Source organism: Caulobacter sp. DWR1-3-2b1 (assembly GCF_049895765.1).
Taxonomy (GTDB): domain Bacteria; phylum Pseudomonadota; class Alphaproteobacteria; order Caulobacterales; family Caulobacteraceae; genus Caulobacter.
In genome coordinates this window covers 1-22,924 of sequence record NZ_JAFCSZ010000011.1, presented here as the reverse complement: position 1 = coordinate 22,924, position 22,924 = coordinate 1, and the positions used below count along the sequence as shown (strand labels likewise).

At 66.3% G+C, this 22,924-nt stretch carries 18 protein-coding genes and 1 pseudogene; 12 read left to right on the top strand and 7 right to left on the bottom strand.

Annotated elements, in window-relative coordinates; genetic code table 11:
- Positions 1–6 precede the first annotated feature (6 nt).
- Positions 7–2,019, top strand: coding sequence for a TonB-dependent receptor plug domain-containing protein (locus ACP69S_RS11865; RefSeq protein ID WP_425997433.1), 2,013 nt, complete (start codon positions 7–9; stop codon positions 2,017–2,019).
- A gap of 831 nt (positions 2,020–2,850) precedes the next feature.
- Positions 2,851–4,182, top strand: a complete 1,332-nt coding sequence (locus ACP69S_RS11860) for a M20/M25/M40 family metallo-hydrolase (RefSeq protein WP_425997431.1) — start codon at positions 2,851–2,853, stop codon at positions 4,180–4,182.
- Positions 4,183–4,188: 6 nt separating this feature from the next.
- On the opposite strand, the gene mobA is transcribed toward ACP69S_RS11860, so the two are convergent.
- On the bottom strand, positions 4,189–4,719 hold the full coding sequence (gene mobA / locus ACP69S_RS11855; RefSeq protein ID WP_425997429.1) for a molybdenum cofactor guanylyltransferase: 531 nt from the start codon (positions 4,717–4,719) through the stop codon (positions 4,189–4,191).
- A gap of 86 nt (positions 4,720–4,805) precedes the next feature.
- Here mobA and ACP69S_RS11850 point away from each other — a divergent pair, with 86 nt between their 5' ends.
- From ACP69S_RS11850 to xylB, 4 genes are all read left to right on the top strand, one after another.
- Positions 4,806–5,861, top strand: a complete 1,056-nt coding sequence (locus tag ACP69S_RS11850) for a LacI family DNA-binding transcriptional regulator (protein ID WP_425997427.1) — start codon at positions 4,806–4,808, stop codon at positions 5,859–5,861.
- A 149-nt stretch (positions 5,862–6,010) separates the two neighbouring features.
- Positions 6,011–7,165, top strand: a complete 1,155-nt coding sequence (locus ACP69S_RS11845) for a fumarylacetoacetate hydrolase family protein (RefSeq protein ID WP_425997425.1) — start codon at positions 6,011–6,013, stop codon at positions 7,163–7,165.
- A gap of 28 nt (positions 7,166–7,193) precedes the next feature.
- Positions 7,194–8,630 carry an aldehyde dehydrogenase family protein gene (locus ACP69S_RS11840; RefSeq protein ID WP_425997424.1) on the top strand — a complete coding sequence of 479 codons (1,437 nt, stop codon included), beginning with the start codon at positions 7,194–7,196 and terminating at the stop codon, positions 8,628–8,630.
- 5 nt (positions 8,631–8,635) lie between these two features.
- Complete coding sequence (gene xylB, locus ACP69S_RS11835; RefSeq protein ID WP_425997422.1) at positions 8,636–9,382, top strand: D-xylose 1-dehydrogenase; 747 nt, start codon at positions 8,636–8,638, stop codon at positions 9,380–9,382.
- Positions 9,383–9,452: 70 nt separating this feature from the next.
- On the opposite strand, the pseudogene ACP69S_RS11830 reads toward xylB, so the two are convergent.
- Positions 9,453–9,524, bottom strand: a pseudogene (locus tag ACP69S_RS11830) (hypothetical protein); the annotation flags it as partial.
- A 21-nt stretch (positions 9,525–9,545) separates the two neighbouring features.
- Here ACP69S_RS11830 and ACP69S_RS11825 point away from each other — a divergent pair.
- The 3 genes from ACP69S_RS11825 to ACP69S_RS11815 all read left to right on the top strand — a co-directional run bounded on the left by ACP69S_RS11825 (position 9,546) and on the right by ACP69S_RS11815 (position 13,626).
- A complete protein-coding gene (locus tag ACP69S_RS11825) occupies positions 9,546–10,421 on the top strand; it encodes an SMP-30/gluconolactonase/LRE family protein (RefSeq protein ID WP_425997420.1) in 876 nt (291 codons plus the stop codon).
- Between the two features lie 10 nt (positions 10,422–10,431).
- Positions 10,432–12,204 (top strand): xylonate dehydratase XylD, encoded by a 1,773-nt coding sequence (xylD, locus tag ACP69S_RS11820; RefSeq protein ID WP_425997603.1) that lies wholly within the window; start codon positions 10,432–10,434, stop codon positions 12,202–12,204.
- 135 nt (positions 12,205–12,339) lie between these two features.
- Positions 12,340–13,626: a serine hydrolase domain-containing protein gene (locus ACP69S_RS11815; RefSeq protein WP_425997418.1), complete on the top strand. Its 1,287-nt coding sequence runs from the start codon at positions 12,340–12,342 to the stop codon at positions 13,624–13,626.
- Between the two features lie 6 nt (positions 13,627–13,632).
- Here the strand turns inward: ACP69S_RS11815 and ACP69S_RS11810 are convergent, their stop codons facing one another.
- The 4 genes from ACP69S_RS11810 to ACP69S_RS11795 all read right to left on the bottom strand — a co-directional run bounded on the left by ACP69S_RS11810 (position 13,633) and on the right by ACP69S_RS11795 (position 17,878).
- A complete protein-coding gene (locus tag ACP69S_RS11810) occupies positions 13,633–14,703 on the bottom strand; it encodes an alpha/beta fold hydrolase (RefSeq protein ID WP_425997416.1) in 1,071 nt (356 codons plus the stop codon).
- Between the two features lie 137 nt (positions 14,704–14,840).
- Positions 14,841–17,045 (bottom strand): TonB-dependent receptor domain-containing protein, encoded by a 2,205-nt coding sequence (locus ACP69S_RS11805; protein ID WP_425997414.1) that lies wholly within the window; start codon positions 17,043–17,045, stop codon positions 14,841–14,843.
- A 192-nt stretch (positions 17,046–17,237) separates the two neighbouring features.
- Positions 17,238–17,633, bottom strand: coding sequence for a type II toxin-antitoxin system VapC family toxin (locus ACP69S_RS11800; protein ID WP_425997412.1), 396 nt, complete (start codon positions 17,631–17,633; stop codon positions 17,238–17,240).
- A complete protein-coding gene (locus tag ACP69S_RS11795; RefSeq protein ID WP_425997410.1) occupies positions 17,630–17,878 on the bottom strand; it encodes a type II toxin-antitoxin system Phd/YefM family antitoxin in 249 nt (82 codons plus the stop codon). Before ACP69S_RS11795 ends, ACP69S_RS11800 begins: the two co-directional genes overlap by 4 nt.
- Before the next feature lie 184 nt (positions 17,879–18,062).
- Between ACP69S_RS11795 and ACP69S_RS11790 the strand changes: the two genes are divergently transcribed.
- The 3 genes from ACP69S_RS11790 (at position 18,063) to ACP69S_RS11780 (ending at position 22,376) form a co-directional block, all read left to right on the top strand.
- A complete protein-coding gene (locus ACP69S_RS11790; protein WP_425997408.1) occupies positions 18,063–19,505 on the top strand; it encodes a sugar porter family MFS transporter in 1,443 nt (480 codons plus the stop codon).
- A 241-nt stretch (positions 19,506–19,746) separates the two neighbouring features.
- Positions 19,747–21,366, top strand: coding sequence for a family 43 glycosylhydrolase (locus ACP69S_RS11785; RefSeq protein ID WP_425997406.1), 1,620 nt, complete (start codon positions 19,747–19,749; stop codon positions 21,364–21,366).
- Between the two features lie 122 nt (positions 21,367–21,488).
- Entirely contained in the window at positions 21,489–22,376 is an 888-nt protein-coding gene (locus tag ACP69S_RS11780; protein ID WP_425997404.1) for a rhamnogalacturonan acetylesterase, read from the top strand.
- A gap of 62 nt (positions 22,377–22,438) precedes the next feature.
- Here ACP69S_RS11780 and ACP69S_RS11775 read toward each other — a convergent pair.
- A partial coding sequence (locus ACP69S_RS11775) for a flagellin (RefSeq protein WP_425997402.1) occupies positions 22,439–22,924 on the bottom strand: 486 nt, incomplete at its 5' end.

Here is a 22,924-nt window from a genome sequence, read left to right as displayed (position 1 = left end):
AAACTCATGAAAAGCAATCTCTTCGCCAGCGCTTCGGTCGGCATCATCCTCCTCGCCTCGGCCACCGCCGCCTCGGCCCAGTCGATCGACTACGGCGCGATGGAACAGCTGTTCAACGAGCCCGTCACCACCTCGGCAACCGGCTCGCCGCAGCGCTCGAGCCAGGCCCCGGTCGATATGACCATCATCTCGGCCGCCGACATCAAGCGCTCCGGCGCGACGGACATTCCCACCATCGTGTCGCGCGCCGCCGGTGTCGACATCCTGGCCTTCGCCGCCGGCGCGGCCGAGCTGAGCGTGCGCGGCTATAACCAGGCCCGCTCGCCGCGGATGCTGGTCCTGATCAACGGCCGCCAGGTCTATCTCGACCACTTCGGCTATACCGACTGGGCCACCCTGCCGATCGCGCTGGAAGAGATCCGCCAGATCGAGCTGGTTCGCGGACCCAACAGCGCCCTGTTCGGCTTCAACGCCGTCTCGGGTGTGATCAACATCATCACCTACAACCCCAAATACGACGACACCAACAGCATCACCGTACAGGCCGGCACGCTTGGCTATGCCTCGGGCAATATCGTCAAGACCATGGCTCTGGGTCCGGTAAAGGCCCGCGTCTCGGTCGGCGCCAACCAGCAGGACGAGTGGAGCAATGCTGGCTCGACAGTCCCCCTGTCACTGCTGTCCGACCCCTGGAAGATCTATGCCGCGTTCGACGCGGTGACCGAACTGTCGCCGAAAACCGACCTGCGCATTGAAGGCAACTGGTCCAATTCGGGCCAGTCTGAAATGCTGTCCGGCTACAGCTATGTCGGCCACAAGGTGAAGACCGACTCCATCAAGGCCACCCTGAACGCCGACACGCCCTATGGCGCGATGGAGGCCCAGATCTATCTGAACCAGCTCGACTCGACCGCCCTGCCCCTGCGCTACGAAAACAATATCTGGGTCGCCAAGGTTCAGAACCTGGTCAAGATCGGCCCGAACCACACCCTGCGCGTTGCCCTCGAATATCGTGACAACGAGGTCAATACGACGCCGGTCCGCGGCGGCATGGTCCGCTACAAGGTCCTGGCACCGTCGGCGATGTGGAACTGGGCCGCTACGGACAAGATCACCCTGACCGCCGCCGCCCGCCTCGATAGCCTCAAGCTTAGCCGCATAGGCGTGTTCCCGGCCGGCGTCAGGCGGATCAGCAACAGCGACTGGGACCAGTCGATCAAGGAGGTCAGCGTCAATCTCGGCGCCGTAGTCCTGCTCTCGGAAGAAGGCACCCTCCGCCTGCTGGCCGCGCGCGGTGTTCAGGCCCCGACCCTGGTTGAACTGGGATCGCGTCAGGTCCTGCCGACCACCGCGCCACCGGTCGGCATCGCCACCCTGGGCAACCCCGAGCTGCAGCCGGCCATCATCACCAGCTATGAGGCGGCCTACGAGCACGCCCTGACCAAGCTTGACGCCCGCGTGGCGGTCAAGCTGATGGTGCAAACCACTGAAGACGTGAAAAGCGGCGTTTCCAGACTGCAGATCGACGTTCCGGCCACGGCCACCACCTATGCCGCCCTGACCTATTTCAACATCGGAAAGTCCGAAATGAAGGGCTTCGAGGTCTCGGGATCGGGCAAGTTCGGCGATGGGTTCCGCTGGAACGCCGACACCACCTATGTCGACATCACCGACACGACCCTGCCCGGCTACAGCGCGGTCCGTCGTCTGATCGCCTTTGGCGACAGCTCACCCAAATGGCGGAGCAATCTGGGTCTGGGCTGGACCAACAGCAGTTGGACCGTGGACGGCTACGTCAAGCGGGTGTCCAAGTTCAACTCCTACACCTCGACCCAGACGCTTGAACCGGTCAAGGGCTACACCACCGTTGCCGGCCGGGTTGCCTATGACCTGAAGTCGGGGATCACCCTGGCCTTGAACGGCCAGAACCTGATGCGCGAGAGCCAGGCCCAGACCAAGGGCATCAGCGGCCTGCGGGCAGAGCGCCGGGTCATCTTCGGCGTGACCAAGAGCTGGTAGGCGCCAACTGACGCTGGAGAGCCAAGGGCCCCGCCGCAAGGCGGGGCCCTTTTCCGTTGCCCATCCGCCTGGGCGAGGGACCTGGGGCCGACAAGGTCCCGACCGCCGCCTTGGCCCGCAAGCCCTGGCCCACCCGGGGCGGCATTGACTGAGTCCGAGCTTGAATCCCTCTCTCTTTGCGAAAGGGTTACGAGAAGCCGACCGGATTCTATCCCCGTGCCCGCATGAGCATAACCCCCCTCGCCCCCAACTAATTCAACGCCCTAACCGCCCCACCCACCGTCACGATCCAAAATCGACGCAGCCCCCTCCAGAACGCCCGCATACTTCTCCTCGCCCCGTCACTGGGGAGGCCGTCCAGCTGGCGACCTGACGGGTGGCGGGGGCGGTTGTGCGGGGCCGCCGGTCGGACGACTGTCCGGGCCGGACGGCTTAAAATGAGGACAGGGGACGTAAACCTGTCCATCGGGGGAAAGCCAAAGCCCCCGCCCGTCCGAAGGTTCGCTCCGGGTCCTCCGGAATCGGCGTGGCTTGCAGCTTCAGGGCTGGGTCCGTCGCGAGGAGGGATAAGCCCGGGTGGGGCAAAAGGTTGAACTAGACCTGCGCACCCCGGCCAGAGGGATAACGACCGCGCGGAGCGCTCCGGCCACGGCCGAAACGGTACTCCACTAAAAACCCATCCGGGCCTGGCCCGGACGCTCCGCCGCCTCCCCAAATCTCGCTGGTGAAACCGGCGAGGGCGCGAACCTGTGTCCGCGCGACGTCTGCGGGATGACACCGCGCGGCGCGCCCCCTAGGCTGGGTCGCTCAAGGTTTCGGGGATTCCCAATCATGCCCAATACGCTCCGCCGCTCGGCCTCGATGATCGCTTTCGGCGCGGTGCTGCTCGCCGCGCCCGCCCTCTCCTCTGAAGCCCTGGCCGCGCCTCCCACGGCGGGCAAGGCCGATCACGCCGGCAAGGTTCGCAAGCTGGTCGGCTCGCCGGCCTTCAAGAAGGCGGTCGCCAAGCTGGACGCCGACTTCGACCGCACCATCGCCGACGTCGTCACCCTGACCGAGATCCCCGCCCCGCCCTTCAAGGAAGAGGCGCGGGCCAGGGCCTATCTGGAAATGCTGAAGGCTCACGGCCTGAGCGACGTCGCCATGGACGCCGAGGGCAATGTGATGGGCGTGCGCCCCGGCACGGCGACCAGGGGCAAGGGTCCGTTCGTGGTCATCGCCGCCCACCTCGACACCGTCTTTCCCGAAGGCACCGACGTAAAGGTTCGCCGCGAGGGCACGAAACTGATGGCTCCCGGCATCGGCGACGACACCCGCTCGCTGGCCACCCTGCTGGCCTATGTGCGGGCCATGGACGCCGCCGGCATCAAGACCAGAAGCGACATCCTGTTCGTCGGCAATGTGGGCGAGGAAGGCCCGGGCGACCTGCGCGGCGTGCGCTACCTGTTCAACAAGAGCAGCTATACGGGCCGGATCACCGCCTTCTTCTCGATGGACGGCTCGGACCCGTCGCGCCTCGTCGACGCCGGCACCGGCTCCAAGCGCTATCACGTCACCTTCAAGGGCCCGGGCGGCCACAGCTACGGCGCCTTTGGCACGGTCAATCCGATGACGGCGATGAGCAAGACCGTGGTCGATCTCTATGCCGTGGAGCCGCCCAAGGACCCAAAGACCACCTATTCGGCCAGCGTCACCGGCGGCGGCACCTCGGTCAATTCGATCCCCCACGAGGTGTATATGGAGTTCGACATGCGTTCGGAGAGCGCCGACGAACTGGCCAGGCTGGACAGGACCCTGATCGGCATCCTCGACGGCGCGACGGCGGCCGAGAACGCGGCGCGATCGACCAAGTTCGGCAAGATCAGCTACGACCCCAAGGTGATCGGCGAGCGCCCGGCGGGCAGCACGCCGGCCAGCGCGGCCATCGTCGGCCTGACCGACGCGGCGATCAGCGCCTTCGGCTTCACACCCCAGCATGGAGCCTCGTCCACAGACTCCAACCTCCCCATGAGCCTGGGCATCCCGGCCGTGACGATCGGCTCGGGCGGCAAGGCCGGCCGCGCCCATGCGCTGGACGAATGGATCGATGTCGAGAAGGGCGAGAGCCTGAAGGGCATGCAGGTCGGCCTGGCGGCCCTGCTGGCCGTGGCCGGCGTGGACTAACGGGCGCTACGGCTTCAGCAACCGCGCCCGCTCTTCCGGCGTATTGGCGCCCCGCAGCCGCGCCTCGGCGTCGGCAGCGAGGCCCACGGTCAAAAGCCCCGCCCGCTCGACCAGCCGCCGCAGCGGCCAGCCCGCCTCGACGCCCTCGGGCACGGCCGCGAAACTCAGTACCATCGGCAGCGGCAGGCCGTCATAAGCCGCCCCGGGGACCACCGCAGCCAGCAACGGCGCGAGGTCCTCGGCGGTGAGGGTCGGCGCGTCCACCGCCAGGATCAAGGCCCGCCCCAGCCCCAGCGCTCGCAGCGCCTCGACGCCGGCCAGCACGCCGCCCACCGGCCCCGCGCCAGGCTCGGGGTCGGGAACCCATGGCAGGCCAAGGTCGGCGCCGACGGTCAGGACTTCCCGCGCTCCGACAGCCCGCGCCAGCTCGGCTACGCGGTCCACGGCGCGGACACCGCCCCACTCCAGGACGGCCTTGTCGCGGCCCATGCGACGCGAACCGCCGCCGGTGAGGATCAGAGCGCCGAAGGGTGTCATGGCCGATCCCTACATCCTTCCGCCCCCGTCTTCCAACCGCGCCCCGAAACGGTCTAGTCTCCGCGCCCAAAGGGACGGGACCATCCATGAGAGAGCCGACGGAACGCCAAAGGCGCCGCACGACCCAGAGCGCGACGATCCGCGATGTCGCGGCGCGCGCCGGCGTGTCGCCCATGACCGTCTCGCGGGTCATCAACCGCGAGACCACCGTCAAGGAAGAAACCCGGGCCCTGGTCGAGCAGGCGATCACCGACCTGAACTACGCGCCCAACCCGGCGGCGCGCAGCCTGGCCGGCTCGGCTCCGTTTCGCATCGGCCTGCTCTATGACAACCCCTCGACCGGCTATCTGTCGGAGTTCCTGGTCGGGGCGCTGGACGAAAGCAGCCGCACCGGCGCCCAGGTGGTCATCGAGAAATGCGCGGAGCCCGAACTGGCCGGCGCCACTCTGACCCGCCTGCTGCGCACCGGGGTCGACGGCCTGATCCTGCCGCCGCCGCTGTGCGAGTCGCCCCAGGTCCTAGCCGAGGTGAAGGCCGCCGGCGCGGCCGCCGTCGGCGTCGCTCCTGGCATGACCAGCACCGACATGGCCACCATCCGCATCGACAACGAAGCCGCCGCCTATGAGCTGACCCAGCACCTGCTGGGCCTGGGCCACAAGCGTTTCGGCTTCATCAAGGGCCACCCCAACCAGACGGTCAGCCAGCAGCGTCTGGACGGCTTCATGACGGCGCTGAAGTCCGCCGGAATCCCGCAGGAGAACGTGCGGGTCGAGCAGGGCTATTTCACCTATCGCTCCGGCCTGGACGCGGCCGAGCGGCTGCTGGCCAGCGATGACCGTCCCACCGCGATCTTCGCCTGCAACGACGACATGGCCGCCGCCGCCGCGGGCCTGGCCCATCGCCTGGGCCTGGACGTGCCGGGCGATGTCTCCATCGTCGGCTTCGACGACACCTCGATCGCCGCCAATATCTGGCCCGCCCTGACCACCGTGCACCAACCCATCGCCGCCATGGCCCGCGCCGCGGTGGACCTGGTGCTGGAGGAAATCCGCCGCAAGCGCGATGGCTCGGGCGAGCCCCGGCAACTGATGCACCCCCATACCCTGATCGTGCGGGACTCCAGCGGGCCGGCGCCAAAGTAGCGTTTCACGCCCTTCACCGAACGATGTGACAATTGGTCTGGCAGACCCTTGCCGCCCCCTCATGTTAGCGCTAACAAGTGCGCGAGCATCAACGAGCGCGGCCGCCAAGGTTTGGTGAGGCTCAGACGCTTGAACGGGGAGATGGCGCCGTGGGCGTGACGCAATTCCTTCCAGACGACTGGCAAGACGCGACCCTGCTGGGCCGCGTCGACTTCGGTGATGGCCCAACGCCCGTCATGGTGCGCGGCGGCCGCATCGAGGACATGTCCAGGGTCGCTCCCACCGTCGCCGATCTGATGAACATTTACGCGCCCGGCGAAACGATCCCGCGCGGCGAGGATCGTGGCCCGCTTGAAGCCTTGGATGTGCGCCCGGTCTGGGCCGACGCGTCGGGAGAGGCCGCCGCCAAGCTGCTGGCCCCCGTCGATCTGCAATGCCTGAAGGCCGCCGGCGTCACCTTCGCGGTCTCGACCCTGGAGCGGGTGATCGAGGAGCGCGCCCGGGGCGACGCCGCCGCCGCCGTGAAGATCCGCGAGCAGCTATCCGAAAGCATGGGCGGTGATCTGCGCAGCGTCGATCCGGGCTCGGAGGGCGCCGAGCGCCTGAAGCAGACCCTGATCAAGGACGGCCTGTGGTCGCAATATCTGGAAGTGGCCATCGGCCCCGACGCCGAGATCTTCACCAAGGGTCCGACCCTGTCGTCGATGGGCTGGGGCGACCATGTGGGCGTCCGCTCCGACAGCCACTGGAACAACCCTGAGCCCGAAGTCGTGCTGCTATGCGATGGCTCCGGCCAGATCCGTGGCGCCTCTCTCGGAAATGACGTCAATCTGCGCGACTTCGAGGGCCGATCGGCCCTGCTGCTCAGCAAGGCCAAGGACAATAACGCCTCGTGCGCCATTGGCCCGTTCGTGCGGCTGTTCGACGACGGCTTCAGCCTCGACGACGTGCGCATCGCCGAGGTCGAGCTGAAGATCACCGGCCGCGACAATTTCGTGCTGGATGGTCACTCCAATATGAGCCTGATCAGCCGCGACCCCGCCGCGCTGGCTGGCCAGGCGTTTGGCAAGCAGCATCAATATCCCGACGGCTTCGCGCTGTTCCTTGGCACCATGTTCGCTCCGATCCAGGACCGCGACACCGCCGGCCAAGGCTTTACCCACAAGGTCGGCGACCGCGTGCGGGTGTCCACTCCCAAGCTGGGCGTTCTCGAGAATGAGGTGACCACCTGCGACCAGGCCAAGCCCTGGACGTTCGGGATCTCCGCCCTGATCCGCAATCTGGCCGGCCGCGGCCTGCTTTAACGCTTTTGTTTTTCGAGGACCTCGTCCCATGACCGATACCCTGCGCCATTACATCGGCGGCGAACGCGTCGCTTCCGACGCCCCGACGCAAAGCCTGAACCCGTCCAACACCAATGACGTCGTCGCCCGCGTGCCCAACGGCGGGTCGGCCGAGGTCGACGCTGCTGTCGGCGCCGCCCGCACCGCCTTCCCGTCGTGGTCGGAAAGCTCGCCGGAGGTCCGCTCGGACCTGCTGGACAAGGTCGGCACGATGATCATCGCCCGCAGCGCCGACATTGGCCGCCTGCTGGCCCGCGAAGAGGGCAAGACCTTGGCCGAGGGCATCGGCGAAACCGTCCGCGCCGGCCGCATCTTCAAGTATTTCGCCGGCGAGGCCCTGCGCCGCCACGGCCAGAACCTGGAAAGCACCCGTCCGGGCGTCGAAATCCAGACCTATCGCCAGGCTGTCGGCGTGTTCGCCCTTGTCACGCCCTGGAACTTCCCGATCGCCATTCCGGCCTGGAAGGCGGCGCCCGCTCTGGCCTTTGGCAACACCGTGGTCATCAAGCCGGCCGGCCCGACGCCCGCGACGGCCTCGGTGCTGGCGGACATCATGCAGGAATGCGGCGCTCCGGCCGGTGTGTTCAACATGCTGTTCGGCCGTGGCTCGATGGGCGACGCCCTAGTCAAGCACAAGGACGTCGATGGCGTCTCGTTCACCGGCTCGCAAGGCGTTGGCGCTCAGGTCGCGGCCGCCGCCGTGGCCCGCCAGGCCCGCGTGCAGCTGGAGATGGGCGGCAAGAATCCGCTGATCGTGCTGGACGACGCCGACCTGGAACGCGCCGTCGCCATTGCGCTGGACGGCTCGTTCTTCGCTACCGGCCAGCGCTGCACCGCCAGCTCGCGCCTGATCGTCACCGACGGCATCCATGACCGCTTCGTGGCCCTGCTGGCCGAGAAGATTGCCGCGCTACGGGTGGGCGACGCCCTCGACGCCAACACCCAGATCGGTCCGGCGATCTCCGAAGACCAGATGGAGACGAGCTACAAGTACATCGACATCGCCACCGGCGAAGGCGGCCGGGTGGTCACCGGCGGCGAGCGCCTGAAGCTGGAAAATCCCGGCTGGTACGTGCAGCCGACCCTGATCGCCGACACCGACCGCAACATGCGGATCAACAATGAGGAAGTCTTCGGCCCCGTCGCCTCGACCATCCGGGTCAAGGACTATGAGGAAGCCCTGGACGTCGCCAACGGCGTCGAGTTCGGCCTCTCGGCCGGCATCGCCACCACTTCGCTCAAGTACGCTCGCCACTTCCAGCGTCACGCCAAAGCCGGCATGACCATGGTCAATCTGGCCACGGCCGGCGTCGATTATCACGTGCCGTTCGGCGGTTCGAAGAGCTCGTCCTACGGTGGCCGCGAGCAGGGCTTCGCAGCGGTCGAGTTCTTCACCCAGACCAAAACCTCGTATTCGTGGTCGTAAGCCGAATGACTTCAGCCATCTATCCCAGCCTGAAGGGCAAGCGGGTCGTCGTCACCGGCGGCGGCTCGGGCATCGGGGCCGGCCTGACCGCTGGCTTCGTGCGCCAGGGCGCCGAGGTGATCTTCCTCGATATCGCCGACGAGGACTCCAAGGCCCTGGTCGAGCAGCTGTCAGGCGCGGAAATCCCGCCCGTCTACAAGTCCTGCGACCTGATGGATCTTTCGGCCCTGCAGGCGACCTTGGCCGAGATCGGCGACATCGACGTGCTGGTCAACAACGCCGGCAATGATGACCGCCACAAGCTGGCCGACATCACGCCCGCCTACTGGGACAACCGCATCGGCGTCAACCTGCGCCACATGCTGTTCGCGGCCCAGGCCGTGGCGCCGGGCATGGCCAAGCGCGGCGGCGGGGCGATCATAAATTTCGGCTCGATCAGCTGGCACCTGGGTCTGGAGGACTTGGTCCTCTACGAAACCGCCAAGGCCGGCATCGAGGGCATGACCCGGGCCCTGGCCCGAGAGCTTGGTCCCGACGACATCCGCGTCACCTGCGTGGTGCCCGGCAACGTCAAGACCAAGCGCCAGGAGAAGTGGTACACGCCCGAAGGCGAGGCCGATATCGTCAAGGCCCAGTGCCTGAAGGGCCGCCTGCTCCCCGATCACGTGGCGTCGTTGGTGCTGTTCCTGGCTTCTGATGACGCGTCGCTGTGCACGGGCCATGAATACTGGATCGACGCCGGCTGGCGGTAGGAGCAACGCCAGAACCACTGGTATTCCACCGCTAAATTACCTCGTCATCCCGGAAGCCTCGCAGAGGCTATCCGGGACCCAGGGGCCGGCGTAAAGCGGTTGCCCCTGGGTCCCGGCTCTGCGCTACGCTACGGCCGGGATGACGAAAATTATGGATGCGAACATGCCGACCCCCACCTGCGTCTGGGATCTGAAAGCCACCCTTGGCGAAGGCCCGATCTGGCATCGCGACGCCGTCTGGTTTGTCGACATCAAGGGTCACGCCGTCCACCGCTATGATCCTGTCAGCGGCGCGACCGAAAGCTTTGTCGCTCCGGAACAGGTGACCTTCGTCGCCCCAATCGCTGGTGAGGAGGGCTTCATCGCCGGGCTGAAAAGCGGCCTGCACAGCTTCGATCCGGCAACGGGCGAGTTCGCCTTCCTGGGCGAAACCGAGGCGCCGGAACTGGACAACCGTCCCAACGACTCCACCATCGACGCCCAGGGCCGGCTGTGGTTTGGCACCATGCACGACGGCGAGGAGGCCGCCAGCGGCGCGCTCTATCGCCTGACCGGCGCCGGCGACACGGTGAAGCAGGACGACGGGATCTGCATCACCAACGGCCCGTGCGTCAGTCCCGACGGCAAGACCTTCTACCACACTGACACCTTGGCCAAGACCATCTGGGCCTACGACATCGACGCCGACGGCGACCTGACCAACAAGCGCCTGTTCGCCCAAGTCGAGATCGGGAACGCCTGGCCCGACGGCTCGGTCGTCGATTCCCAAGGCTACCTCTGGACCGCCCTTTGGGGCGGCGCATCGGTTCTGCGCATCTCGCCGGAGGGTGAGATCGTCGACAAGATCGCCCTGCCCGTCCCCAATGTCACCAAGCCGTGCTTTGGCGGTCCGAACCTGAAGACCCTGTATTTCACCACCGCCCGCAAGGGATTGAGCGACGAGATCCTCGCCGCCCATCCCGAAGCCGGCGGCCTGTTCGCCGTCGATGTCGATGTTGCCGGCCAGCCCCAGTACGAGGTGCGCCTTGACCGCCCATAGTCACACCCCATTGGGTAGACAGCCCCGCCGGTTCCGCTCGCGCGACTGGTTCGACAATCCCGACCACATCGACATGACCGCCCTCTATCTGGAGCGGTTCATGAACTACGGGATCACGCCGGAAGAGCTGCGCAGCGGCAAGCCGATCATCGGCATCGCCCAGACCGGCAGCGACATCTCGCCGTGCAACCGCATCCACCTGGATCTGGTGACCCGCGTCCGCGACGGCATCCGCGACGCTGGTGGTATTCCGATGGAGTTCCCGGTCCATCCGATCTTCGAGAACTGCCGTCGCCCGACCGCGGCGCTAGACCGGAACCTGTCGTATCTCGGCCTGGTCGAGACTCTGCACGGCTACCCCATCGACGCCGTCGTGCTGACCACCGGCTGCGACAAGACCACCCCGGCGGGCATCATGGCCGCCACCACGGTCAACATCCCGGCGATCGTCCTCTCCGGCGGTCCGATGCTGGACGGCTGGCATGACGGCGAGCTGGTCGGTTCGGGCACGGTGATCTGGCGCTCGCGCCGCAAGCTGGCGGCCGGCGAGATCAACGAGGAAGAGTTCATCCAGCGGGCCGCCGACAGCGCGCCCTCGGCCGGCCACTGCAACACCATGGGCACGGCCTCGACCATGAACGCCGTGGCCGAAGCCCTGGGCCTGTCGCTGACCGGCTGCGCGGCTATCCCCGCGCCCTATCGCGAGCGGGGCCAGATGGCCTATCGCACCGGCCAGCGGATCGTCGACCTGGCCTATGACGACGTAAAGCCGCTCGACATCCTGACCAAGCAGGCCTTCGAAAACGCCATCGCCCTGGTGGCGGCGGTCGGTGGCTCGACCAACGCCCAGCCGCACATCGCGGCCATGGCCCGCCACGCAGGTCTGGAGATCACCGCAGACGACTGGCGGGCGGCCTATGACATCCCGCTGATCGTCAACATGCAGCCGGCCGGCAAGTATCTGGGCGAGCGCTTCCACCGGGCCGGCGGCGCGCCCGCTGTCCTCTGGGAGCTCCTGCAGCAGGGCCGCCTGCACGGCGACGTCCTGACCGTCACCGGCAAGACCATGGCGGAGAACCTTGAGGGTCGCGAGACCAAGGACCGCGAGGTGATCTTCCCGTACGCCCAGCCCCTGGTGGAGAAGGCCGGGTTCCTGGTGCTGAAGGGCAACCTGTTCGACTTCGCGATCATGAAATCCAGCGTCATCGGCGCCGATTTCCGCGCCCGCTATCTGAGCAAGCCCGGCCAGGAAGACATCTTCGAGGCCCGCGCCATCGTGTTCGACGGCTCCGGCGATTACCACAACCGAATCAACGATCCGGCCCTGAACATCGACGAGCACTGCATCCTAGTGATCCGGGGCGCAGGTCCGATCGGCTGGCCGGGTTCGGCCGAGGTGGTCAACATGCAGCCGCCGGACGCCCTGCTGAAACGCGGCATCATGAGCCTGCCGACACTAGGCGACGGCCGTCAGTCGGGCACCGCTGACAGCCCTTCGATCCTGAACGCCTCGCCCGAGAGCGCCATCGGCGGCGGGCTGTCTTGGTTGCGCACCGGCGACACCATCCGCATCGACCTCAACACCGGCCGCTGCGACGCCCTGGTGCACGAGGCGGTCATCGCCGAACGTCGCAAGGAGGGCATCCCGGCCGTCCCCGAGACCATGACCCCCTGGCAGGAAATCTACCGCGCCCACACGGGCCAACTGGACACCGGCGGGGTGCTGGAGTTCGCGGTCAAGTACCAGGACCTGGCGGCCAAGCTGCCGCGCCACAACCACTGACGATCAGGAGGCCCTAGGAGTCATCCGGGGGTCTTTGTCTCGCCGCAGCAAGAGCGTAGGGAAGCCATCACGACGCGGTTTCGAGGCCGCGCGATTCGGCGGAACAGACGGCTGACCAAGTTCTACAGGACCCGGGTGAACACCTTCGCCTTTCGTCGTCAGCCTCGCTGGCGGACGGCGACGGCGGTTCTCGCCCTGGTCGCCGCCGTCGGGGCGGCTGGCTTGGCGGTGTCCCGATGCGCGGGGCCGAAAAGGCCTGATCAGATCGCCGCGACGCCCGCCGCGCCTGCGCCTCCTCTCCCCCCGCCCCAGGCGCCTGAAGGCTGGCGTGGCGAGATCGACTATCGCGCCCTGGACGCCCGCATCCAGGCGATGATGGCCGACAGGACGATGCAGGGCCTGGCCATCGCCGTGGTCGAGAACGGGCGTCTATCGTTCGTGCGCGGTTATGGCCGCACCGCGCCTCAGGACGGCGAGCCGGTCAGGCCCGAGACCATTTTCCGGTGGGCCTCTCTGTCCAAGACGGTGGCGGGAACGCTCAGCGCCCGCCTGGCTCAGGACGGGGTGCTTTCGCTGACCGACCCCTTGGGCAAGTTCGGCACCAGCCTGCGCCTGCCCGGCGACGCCCAGCTCACCCTGACGGTCGAGGAGCTGCTGTCCCAGCGCACGGGCTTGCCCAAGAACGCCTATGACGGCTGGCTGGAAGGCGGACGGGACCCCAAGCTGATCCGCGAGAGCCTGGCGGCGGTGGCGCCCCAGTGCCCGCCGGGCGTTTGCCACAGCTACCAGAACATCGCCTATGACACGATCCGCGAGGTCGTGGAGACCGCCACCCAGCGCTCCTACGCCGACGAGGCGCGCCAGCGTCTGTTCCTGCCGCTCGGGATGACCAGCACGACCATGGGCATGGAAGGTTTGCAGGCGGCGAAGCATTGGGCGCGCCCGTCCCGTGGGGGCCACGCCGCCACGCTGGTCGATGCCTATTACCGGGTGCCTGCCGCGGCGGGGGTCAATTCCAACATCCTGGATCTGGCGCGCTGGATGGAGGCCCAGATGGGCCTGGCGCCCGCCGTCCTGCCGGCCGGGGTGCTGGCCGAGATCCAGCGTCCGCGCGTCAATACCAGCAGGCCCTATGGCAACTCACCGTTTGGCCGTTCGCTGGAACGTCCCGGCTATGGCCTGGGCATGCGCAGTTTCACCTACAAGGGCCACCGGCTGGTCGGCCACAGCGGCGCGGTCACCGGCTATCGCTCGACCATGATGTTCGACCCCGCGGCCAAGACCGGCGTGGTGATGCTGTGGAACAGCGAAGGCAGCCTGCCCTTCAAGCTGCAGGCCGAGGTCTTCGACCTGGCCTACCGCGAACCATTCACCGACTGGCTGCAGCTGAAGAGCGGCGACGGGTCGATCATCGCGCCATGAAGGCTTCTAGTCGGTCTTGCCGATCAACGGCAGCACTCTGGTCTTCAGTATTTCCAGCTGCGCCGCCGCCATCGCCGGATTGGGGTCGTGGCCGGTGCGGGGCAGAAGCACAAATGCCTTATCGGGCGCCTGTAACGTGTCGAACCACGCGCGGGCGACCTCGGGGGTCGAGACCAGATCCTGCTCGCCCAGGATGACGTAAACCGGCAGCTCGAACTTTGGTCCCAAGGCATAGAGGTCGGTGGTCGAGTACATGCCCTCGCCCTGCATTCCGACGAACTCGATATAGGAATAGTCCTCGCCGCCCTCGTAGTCGGCCAGGGCCTTGGGCGTGGCGTAGGCCGGGGCGCGCGCTATCCATTCGGCGGGCGCGGGATCGGTGCGGGCGGCTTCGTACTTGCGGGTGATGCGACGGCTGATCCCGAAGTTGCGCGGATTGGTCCACGGGGGCGGCCCCATGGACTCCAGCTTGCCGATCGCGTCCTGGTCGGCGGCGGCGCGCGCAAGGCTCAGCGTGCGATCATAGGAAGCCGTCAGATTGTCGGCAGATCGCGCGAGGTGCGAGGAACCGACATAGGCGTAGAACAGGTCCGGTCGCGCCTTGGCCATGTGCGTGCCCAGGATCGAGCTCCAGGAGCCACCCATCAGGATCAGCCTTGGCTTGCCCAGATGCCGGGTGAGGTGAGTCGCTACCTCGATCCCGTCGTCGCGCAGTTGCTGGACCGTCAGGCGCTCGCCTTCGGCCGGAGGGTTTCGGCCATAGGTCATGCCGGCCGCCCTCTGGTCCCACTGGGCGATGACGAAGTCCTTCTCCCACGCCTTGAAGTAGGGGTTGGCGTAGGGAGTCATCGGATTGCCCGGCCCGCCGTGCGCCATCAGGATCACCGGCTTGGATCGGTCGTCGCCGTGGATGGTGATCCACTGCTCAATGCCGCCGATCCGGACGAAGCCTTCTTCGTGGATGCTGCGGGCCGGTGCGACCGCGGCGGGCGCTGTCAGGGACTGGGACTGGGCGACGGCGACGCCAGGCCCGCTGGCCAGCACCAGGGCCGCGATCGGCCCAAGAAACTTCGACATCACGCCACCTCTTGATACGGGCACTGATGGTCTTCGACTCACCTCGCCGCCTACACCCCACCTAGAGGTTAAGTAGGCCGAGCGATATGACCCGCTGCCAGCCGGTCCTGATTGGCTGCGTGGCGTTCGTCGCGCCCCTAGCCGCCCACCTGAGCGCCGCCGAAGTCGAAGCCGGGCTCGCGCTGCTTGCCGCCGCCGAACAGGTAGGTGAAGCCGAAGAACACCGCCCGCACCTTCGGCCGGCGCTCGGTGCGGTCGCGCAGCAGCGGGGTTTCGATGATCGAGTCGTCCTTGAACGAGTTCAGCACGTCGTTGGCCGTCACCACGAAGGACAGCTTGTCGTTCATCTTCCTCCGGTAGCCCAGATTGATCATCTGGTGCGGCTCTCGGTAGCCCTGCGGCGTCAGGCGTTTGCCGGATGTGAAGCCATTGATCTGCAGGAAGTCCTTGGGCGTGACCTGCCAGTTGACGTTGGCGCGGCCCGACAGGGTCGTGCCCGACCGCGTTCCGGTGAAGCCCAGCGCGTTGGCGTCGATCTCGTTCCAGAAGGCGTTGGCGCTGACATTGTAGGTGATCTTGGGCGTCAGCTTGCCGTTGGCCACCAGTTCCAGACCGCCATTGCGGCTCTCGCCCAGGTTTTCGCGCGTGGTCAGCAGCACGCCGCCGCCAAGGTCGCGGGTCACGCTGGTCACGGCCTTGTAGCTCTGACGGAAATAGGCGGTGGCCAGATAGGAGGCGGGGCCCTTCCGGTACTGGTAGCCCAGCTCGTAGGAGTGAGTTTCCTGCGGCTTCAGGTTCGGATTGCCCGCGAAGTAGTTCTGCGGGTCTTGGTAGATGGGGTAAGGGTTCAGGTCCTGCGGTTGGGGCCGCTGCACACGGTGGCTGTAGTTGGCGCTCAGGGTCTGGGTTTCGCTGAGCTTGTAGCCCATGTGCAGGCTGGGATAGGCGCGGAAGTAGTCGTTCTGGCCCTTCAGATTGGCCGTCACCTGACTGGTCTCGATCTCTACCTGCTCCAGACGCAAGCCACCCTGCACCGTGAAGTCGCCGAACGGCTTTTCGTAGGTCAGATAGGCCGCATAGACGTTCTGGTCATAGAGGAAGCGGTTGGTGCGATTGGCATCGACGATCAGTCCGCCGGGCGTGGGTCCCCGCGCGCCGTGGTTGTCGTATTCGTTGCGTGCCGCTTCCAGGTCGACCCCGGCCTTCAGCTTGGACTCGCCCGGCAGAGACCTTGTGTAGTCGAGCTTGAAATTGGCGCGCGTCTGGTCTGAGCCGAAGCCATAGACCTCGTATTCGTCGGCAGCCGGCGTGTTGTCGGCGAAGGCGCGGGAGTCGCGAGAGAAGTCGGTGAGCTCATATTCAACATGGGCGGCCAGCTCATGTTCGGCGCCCTTGAGCTGTCGGCGCCAGTCGCCGGTGATCGCAGCGTTCTTGCGACTCATATCCGCCATGGTAGCGCGGCGGAAGGCGCGGTTTACCGCCCCGGCGACGTTCTCGCCCTCAAAGGTCTCGACGCCCTCGGTGTCGAAGCTGAAGCCGCGATAGCGGATTTCGGTGCTGAGGCGGTTTTGCTTGTCCAGATCGTAGTCGAGCCCGCCGCGCAGGTTCAGCCCGCCGCCCTTGTTCTCGAACTTGGCGGCCTGGCGGCTTTCGACGAAGGTCTGGCTGGGTGTGTCGAACACCGCCCGTTCAACGGTCTGAGAAAATTCCTGATTGTCGAAGCGATAGCCGGCGTCGCCCGACAGGGTCAGCTTTCCCGCCCGGCGCGAGCCGCTGATCCCGCCGTTATAGCGACCGTCCGGCCCGATATTGGCGCGGATCGAGCCGGTGGTTCCGGGCTTGGCGTTCTTCTTGGTGATCAGGTTGATTACCCCCGCCGAGCCGTCGGGACGGAAGGCGGCCGAAGGGTTGGTCATCACCTCGACGCGGTCGATCTGGTCGGCCGGCAACTGCTGCAGGGCGTCGGCCTTGCCATCGCCGTTGAACATGCCCGAGGGCTTGCCGTCGATCATGATGGTGACATTGGGGTCGCCGCGCAGGCTGACATTGCCCTGCACGTCGACCTCGACCGACGGGATGTTGCGCAAAGCGTCGCTGATCGAGCCGGTGCGGGCCGACAGGTCGTTGGCGACGCTGTAGCTGCGGCGGTCGATGGACGTGCGCATGGCGGTGGAGTCGCTGGTCACCGTTACGCCCTCGACGGCCGTCGCGGCCTCGCCCGGCTTGGCGGCCGGCTTGGGCGCGGCGGTTGACGCGGGCGCCTGGGCCACCGGCGTCTGGGCCATGGCGACGCCCGTCGGCATGATCATCGCGGTCGCCGCGAGCAGGAGTTTGAAGCGCAAGACGCATCTCCGAACTGATGGCGCCTGGCAAGGCGCCGGACGCAAAGGCATTACGTTTGTAAATATTTACCGTTGCTTTGCTGTAGAACCCGCCCTGACACCGGGATCAAATGTCTTTTCGGCAATGTTTCGCTTGGATCCGGCACTGCGTTTTCCGCGCAACGCTCAGAGAGGCGAGCAGCGAGGCTGCCCTCAGACCTTGATGATCCGAGCGTTGTAGGACGCCATGACGGCGTCATGAGTCACCAGCATAAAGGCGTCGCTCAGGCCCTGAGCGATCAGCAGCCTGTCGAACGGATCGGCGTGGAAGCGCGGCAGGGTTTCGACGATCACCGCCTGCTCCGGCGTGATCGAGATCAGCGAATAGCCGGATGCGGCGAACAGGACCTGGGCTTCCTGCGCCGAGACCGGCATGGCGCCCGCACCTTCGCGGCCAAGGCCATGCTTAATGGCGATCTCCCACAGGGTCACGGCGCTGACGCAGACCTCGTTGGCGGGATCAAGGATCAGCGCGCGCGCCTGACTGGTCAGGCGCGGATCGTCGGTCAGGGTCCAAAGCGCGACGTGGGTGTCGAGCAGCAGCCTCAATCGCGAGACTCCAGAAAGAGCGCCTCGACCTCTGCATCTTGGGCGTCCGGATTGGCCGGCGCCACGAATAACCCCTTGGCGACCCCGATCCGCACGGGCGTGCGAACAGCCGAGATCATCGGCACCAGCCGGGCGGCCGGACGGCCGTTGCGCGCAATCACTACCTCGTCGGTCTCGCCGCTCTCTACGGCGTCCACCAACTTGGAAAGTTGCGACTTGGCGTCGTGCATGTTGACTGTACGCATGGCCGAGCTCGTTATTAGCTAATCTTAGCTAGCATAAATAGCATGGGACCGAAAGACCGACCAGACGAGTGCCCGTCTCGCGCTTGCGCCCTGATACCGGTAACACTAAGGTTGCCGTCAACGAGCGCTTCATCAAGGTCGCTCCGGGATTGAACACGGCCTTCGGGCCACGGGGAGGAAACCAATGGCTTCAGTATCCAGCGCCGGACCCAGCGCGGGCATGAGCGCCGACGGCGGCAAGGTCAATATGGGCTTCATCGCCGCGATCGTGGCCGTCGCCACCATCGGCGGCTTCATGTTTGGCTACGACAGCGGCGTCATCAACGGCACGCAGGAAGGGCTGGAAAGCGCCTTCAACCTCAGCAAGCTTGGCACCGGCCTGAACGTCGGCGCCATCCTGATCGGCTGCGCCATCGGCGCGTTCGCCGCCGGCCGCTTGGCAGACGTCTGGGGCCGCCGCACCGTGATGATCATCTCGGCGCTGCTGTTCCTGGTCAGCGCCATCGGCACCGGCGCGGCGGACTCCTCGATGGTGTTCATCGCCTTCCGCCTGATCGGCGGCCTTGGCGTGGGCGCCGCCAGCGTGCTGTGCCCGGTCTATATTTCGGAAGTCACGCCCGCCAACATCCGTGGTCGCCTGTCGTCTGTGCAGCAGATCATGATCATCACCGGCCTGACCGGCGCGTTCGTGGCCAACTATGTGCTGGCCCACACCGCCGGCAGCTCGACCGCAACCTTCTGGATGGGCTTCCCGGCCTGGCGCTGGATGTTCTGGATGCAGGTCATCCCCGCCGCCATCTTCTTCTTCAGCCTGCTGTCGATCCCGGAAAGCCCGCGCTATCTGGTGGCCAAGGGCAAGGACGCCGAGGCTTCCAAGATCCTGTCCCGCCTGTTCGGCGAAGGTCAGGGCGACAAGAAGGTGGCCGAGATCCGCGCCTCGCTGTCGGCCGACCACCACAAGCCCAGGATGAGCGACCTGGTCGATCCGATCACCCGGAAACTGCGCCCGATCGTCTGGACCGGCATCGGTTTGGCCGTCTTCCAGCAGCTCGTGGGCATCAACATCGTCTTCTATTACGGCTCGGTGCTGTGGCAGTCGGTGGGTTTCTCGGAAGACGACAGCCTGAAGATCAACATCCTGGGCGGCTCCCTGTCGATCCTGGCCTGCCTGCTGGCCATTGCCCTGATCGACAAAATTGGCCGAAAGCCCCTGCTGCTGATCGGCTCGGCCGGCATGGCCGTCACCCTGACCACGGTGGGCTACTGCTTCTTCCAGGGCTCGATGGTTGATGGCGCGCTTAGCCTGCCGGGCAATTTCGGCCTGATCGCCCTGATCGCGGCCAACGCCTATGTGGTGTTCTTCAACCTCAGCTGGGGTCCGGTCATGTGGGTCATGCTGGGCGAAATGTTCCCCAACCAGATCCGCGGTTCAGGCCTGGCCGTCGCCGGCTTCGCCCAATGGATGGCCAATTTCGCCATCGTGGTCAGCTTCCCGGCGATGGCCGACAAGCTGGGCCTCCCGGTCACCTACGGCTTCTACGCGGCCAGCGCCCTGATCTCGTTCTTCTTCGTTCAGAAGATGGTTCGCGAAACGCGCGGCAAGGAGCTGGAAGACATGCAAGGCTGAGCCGCCTCATCCTTCCATCCAAGGATGGGATCTATCAAAGCCAAGCGCCCGGGAGGTTCCGCCTCCCGGGCGTTTTCGTTTGCCGATTTCGCTTTCCCGAACGCTGTCGCGGTGACAGCGTTGTCCCGCCACGAGCGTAATGACACCGGTGGACACGGTCAGAAACTTGCCGCTAGGTGACCGGTAACATCACCGACGCGACGCAGTGCGCGCGGTTCGAGTAGCTTGGGAAGGAAACGGAATGGTCGACATCAGCCGACGCGGAGCCCTTGGCTCCCTTCTGACCGGAGCCGCAGTCGTCGCCATTCCCGCCGCCGGTCACGCCCAGATGGGGACCCTGCCCGGCCCTGCTCCCGCCGGAACTCCGACCTGGGCCAAAGGTGTCGAGAACCAGCGCAAGGCCGACCTGGGCAACGGGACCTTCCTCAATCCGATCCTGGCCGGCGATCGGCCTGACCCGTCGATCCTGATGGACGGCGACGATTACTACATGACCCACTCGTCGTTCGACGCCTATCCGGGCCTGCTGATCTGGCATTCGAAGGACCTGGTGAACTGGGCTCCGGTGGTCGCCTCGCTGAAAACCAATGTCGGCTCGATCTGGGCGCCCGAGCTCTGCAAGCACAAGGGCCGCTACTACATCTATCTGCCGGCCAAGTTGCCGGGCAACAACACCAGCTATGTGATCTGGGCCGACAAGATCGAAGGCCCGTGGTCGGAGCCCCTCGACCTGAAGCTCCCGCGCTATATCGACCCCGGCCACGTGGTCGATGAGAACGGCGTGCGCTGGCTGTTCCTGTCGGGCGGCGACCGCATCCAGCTTGCGCCGGACGGCCTCTCAACCGTCGGCAAGCCCGAGCACGTCTATGACCCTTGGCACTATCCGGAAGATTGGGATGTCGAGGGCTTCTCGCCCGAGGGCCCCAAGGTGATGAAGAAGGGTGACTACTACTACATGATCACCGCCGTGGGCGGCACGGCTGGTCCGCCGACCGGCCACATGGTCATCGTCGCCCGCGCCAGGTCGCTGGCCGGTCCGTGGGAGGACGATCCGCACAATCCCATCGTGCGCACGACGGACAATTCCGAAAAGTGGTGGTCGCGCGGCCACGCCACCCTGGTCAAAGGCCCGGCGGGCGACTGGTGGACCGTCTATCATGGCTACGAAAACGGCTTCTACACCCTGGGCCGTCAAACCCTGCTGGCGCCGGTCAAGTGGACCAAGGACGGTTGGTTCACGGTCGGGGGCGGCGATCTGGCCAAGCCCCTGGCCAAGCCCAAGGGCGGCGAGGCCGTGCCGCACGGCATGGCGCTGTCGGACGATTTCAGCACCGACAAGCACGGCGTCCAGTGGAACTTCTTCGACCCCAAGCCCGGCGAGCAGGACCGCATCAAGCGCGAAGGCGGCGTCCTGACCTTGAAGGGTTCGGGCGAGGCCCCCAGCAGCGGCCCGCCGCTGATCTTCGTCAATGGCGACCAAGCCTATGAGATCGAATGCGAGATTGATATCGACCCGGAAACCCGCGCTGGCCTGATCCTGTTCTACGACCGCCAGCTCTATTGCGGGCTGGGCTTTGACGCCAAGAACTTCGTCACCCACCAGTACGGCATCGAGCGCGGCCGCCCGGCCAATCCCCATGGCTCCAGGCTGCTGATGAGGATGCGCAACACCCGGCACATCGTCAGCTTCCACACCAGCGGCGACGGCGGAAAGACATGGAAGCGCTTCGACCGGGGTATGGAGGTCTCGGGCTACCACCACAATGTGCGCGGCGGGTTCCTGATGCTGAAGCCGGGCCTTTACGCCGCCGGCAAGGGCTCGGCGCGGTTCCGGAACTTCAAGTACCGGGCGCTGGCATAAATTTGTCATCCCGGCCAAGCGCGAAGCGCGCCGAGCCGGGACCGCCGGAAGCTCTGAGTTTGTCGCGGTCCCGGGTCTTCGCTGCGCTGCGCCCGGGATGACAATAAAAATTGGACAAGAAAATGAGCCCGAAGTCGCTTCTCCTCGCCGCCGCTCTGCTCGCCGCGCCCGTGGCCGCCTTGGCCCAAACCGCCGACCCCGCCCCGTTCAAGGCGCCGAAGATCGTGCTGGTCGGCGACTCGACCACCGCCGTGCAGGGCGGCTGGGGTCCAAGCTTCTGCGGCAAGCACGTCACCTCGGTGGTGGCCTGCATCAACCTGGCGCGCGGCGGTCGCAGCAGCGGCAACTATCGCGCCGAAGGCTCGTGGGCGCTGGCGATGCACGAGATCAGGTCGGGCGGCTTTTCCGACACCTATGTGCTGATCCAGTTTGGCCACAACGACCAGCCGGGCAAGCCGGGCCGTTCGACGGAACTCGCCACCGAATTTCCGGCCAACCTCAAGCGCTATGTCGAAGAGGTCCGCGCGGCTGGCGGCAAGCCGGTGCTGGTCACGCCCCTGACCCGCCGCCAGTTCAAGGACGGCAAGCTGGTGGACGACCTGGGTCCATGGGCTGAAGTCACCCGCAAGATCGCCACCGAGACCCAGACGCCGCTGGTCGATCTGCACGCCCTCAGCACCGCCGCCGTCCAGGCCATAGGCCCGGTCGAGGCGATGCGGTTCGCGCAGAGCGCGCCTGATCCCCGGGTGCGCGAGGCCGCCCGGTCGGGCACCACCATCGAGGCCCGGTTCTACGAGCCGGCGATCCCCGGAGCGACGGTTCCTCCAGCGCCCCCGCCGGCCCCGCCGCCGCCCGTTCAAAACAACGCTGCCGCCGAACCGATGGGGACACCCAAGGCGGCGTTCGACTACACCCACCTGGGTCACGAGGGCGCTGACTATTTCTCGACCATGGTCGCCAAGGCCTTGGCCGACGCCGTCCCGACGCTGAGAAGGCAATTGTTGCCGTAGCGCCCAAGAAAAAGGGCGGGCCCGCGAGGACCTGCCCTTCTTCTTGGCCGAAAAGCCTAGGCTTAACGGAACAGGCTCAGGATCGACGACGACGATTGGTTCGCGATCGACAATGCCTGCACACCGAGCTGCTGCTTGGTTTGCAGCGACTGCAGCTTGGCGCTTTCCTTGGCCAGGTCGGCGTCGACCAGGTTGCCCACGCCGGCGTCGAGGGCGTCTTGCAGCTTGCCGACGAAGGTCAGGTGGGTGTCCAGGCCGGTCGAGCTGGTGCCCAGCGAAGCCAGCTTGTTGGTCGCGGTGCCCAGAGCCGTGGTCACCGTGGCGATCATCGTCTTGGCGCTTGCGGCGTCAGTGAAGGTGGACGTCGCCGACAGGCCCAGGCCGGCCAGCGACAGGGTCTTGGCCGTCACCGTGAAGCCCGAGCCGTCCTGGTTGGCCAGGAAGGTCAGCTTGGTGGTCGAGCCATCGGCGATGCTGACGCCATTGAACTTGGCGTTCGTCGCGGCCTTGGTCACCTGATCGCGCAGGGACTCAAAGTCGGCCTTCAG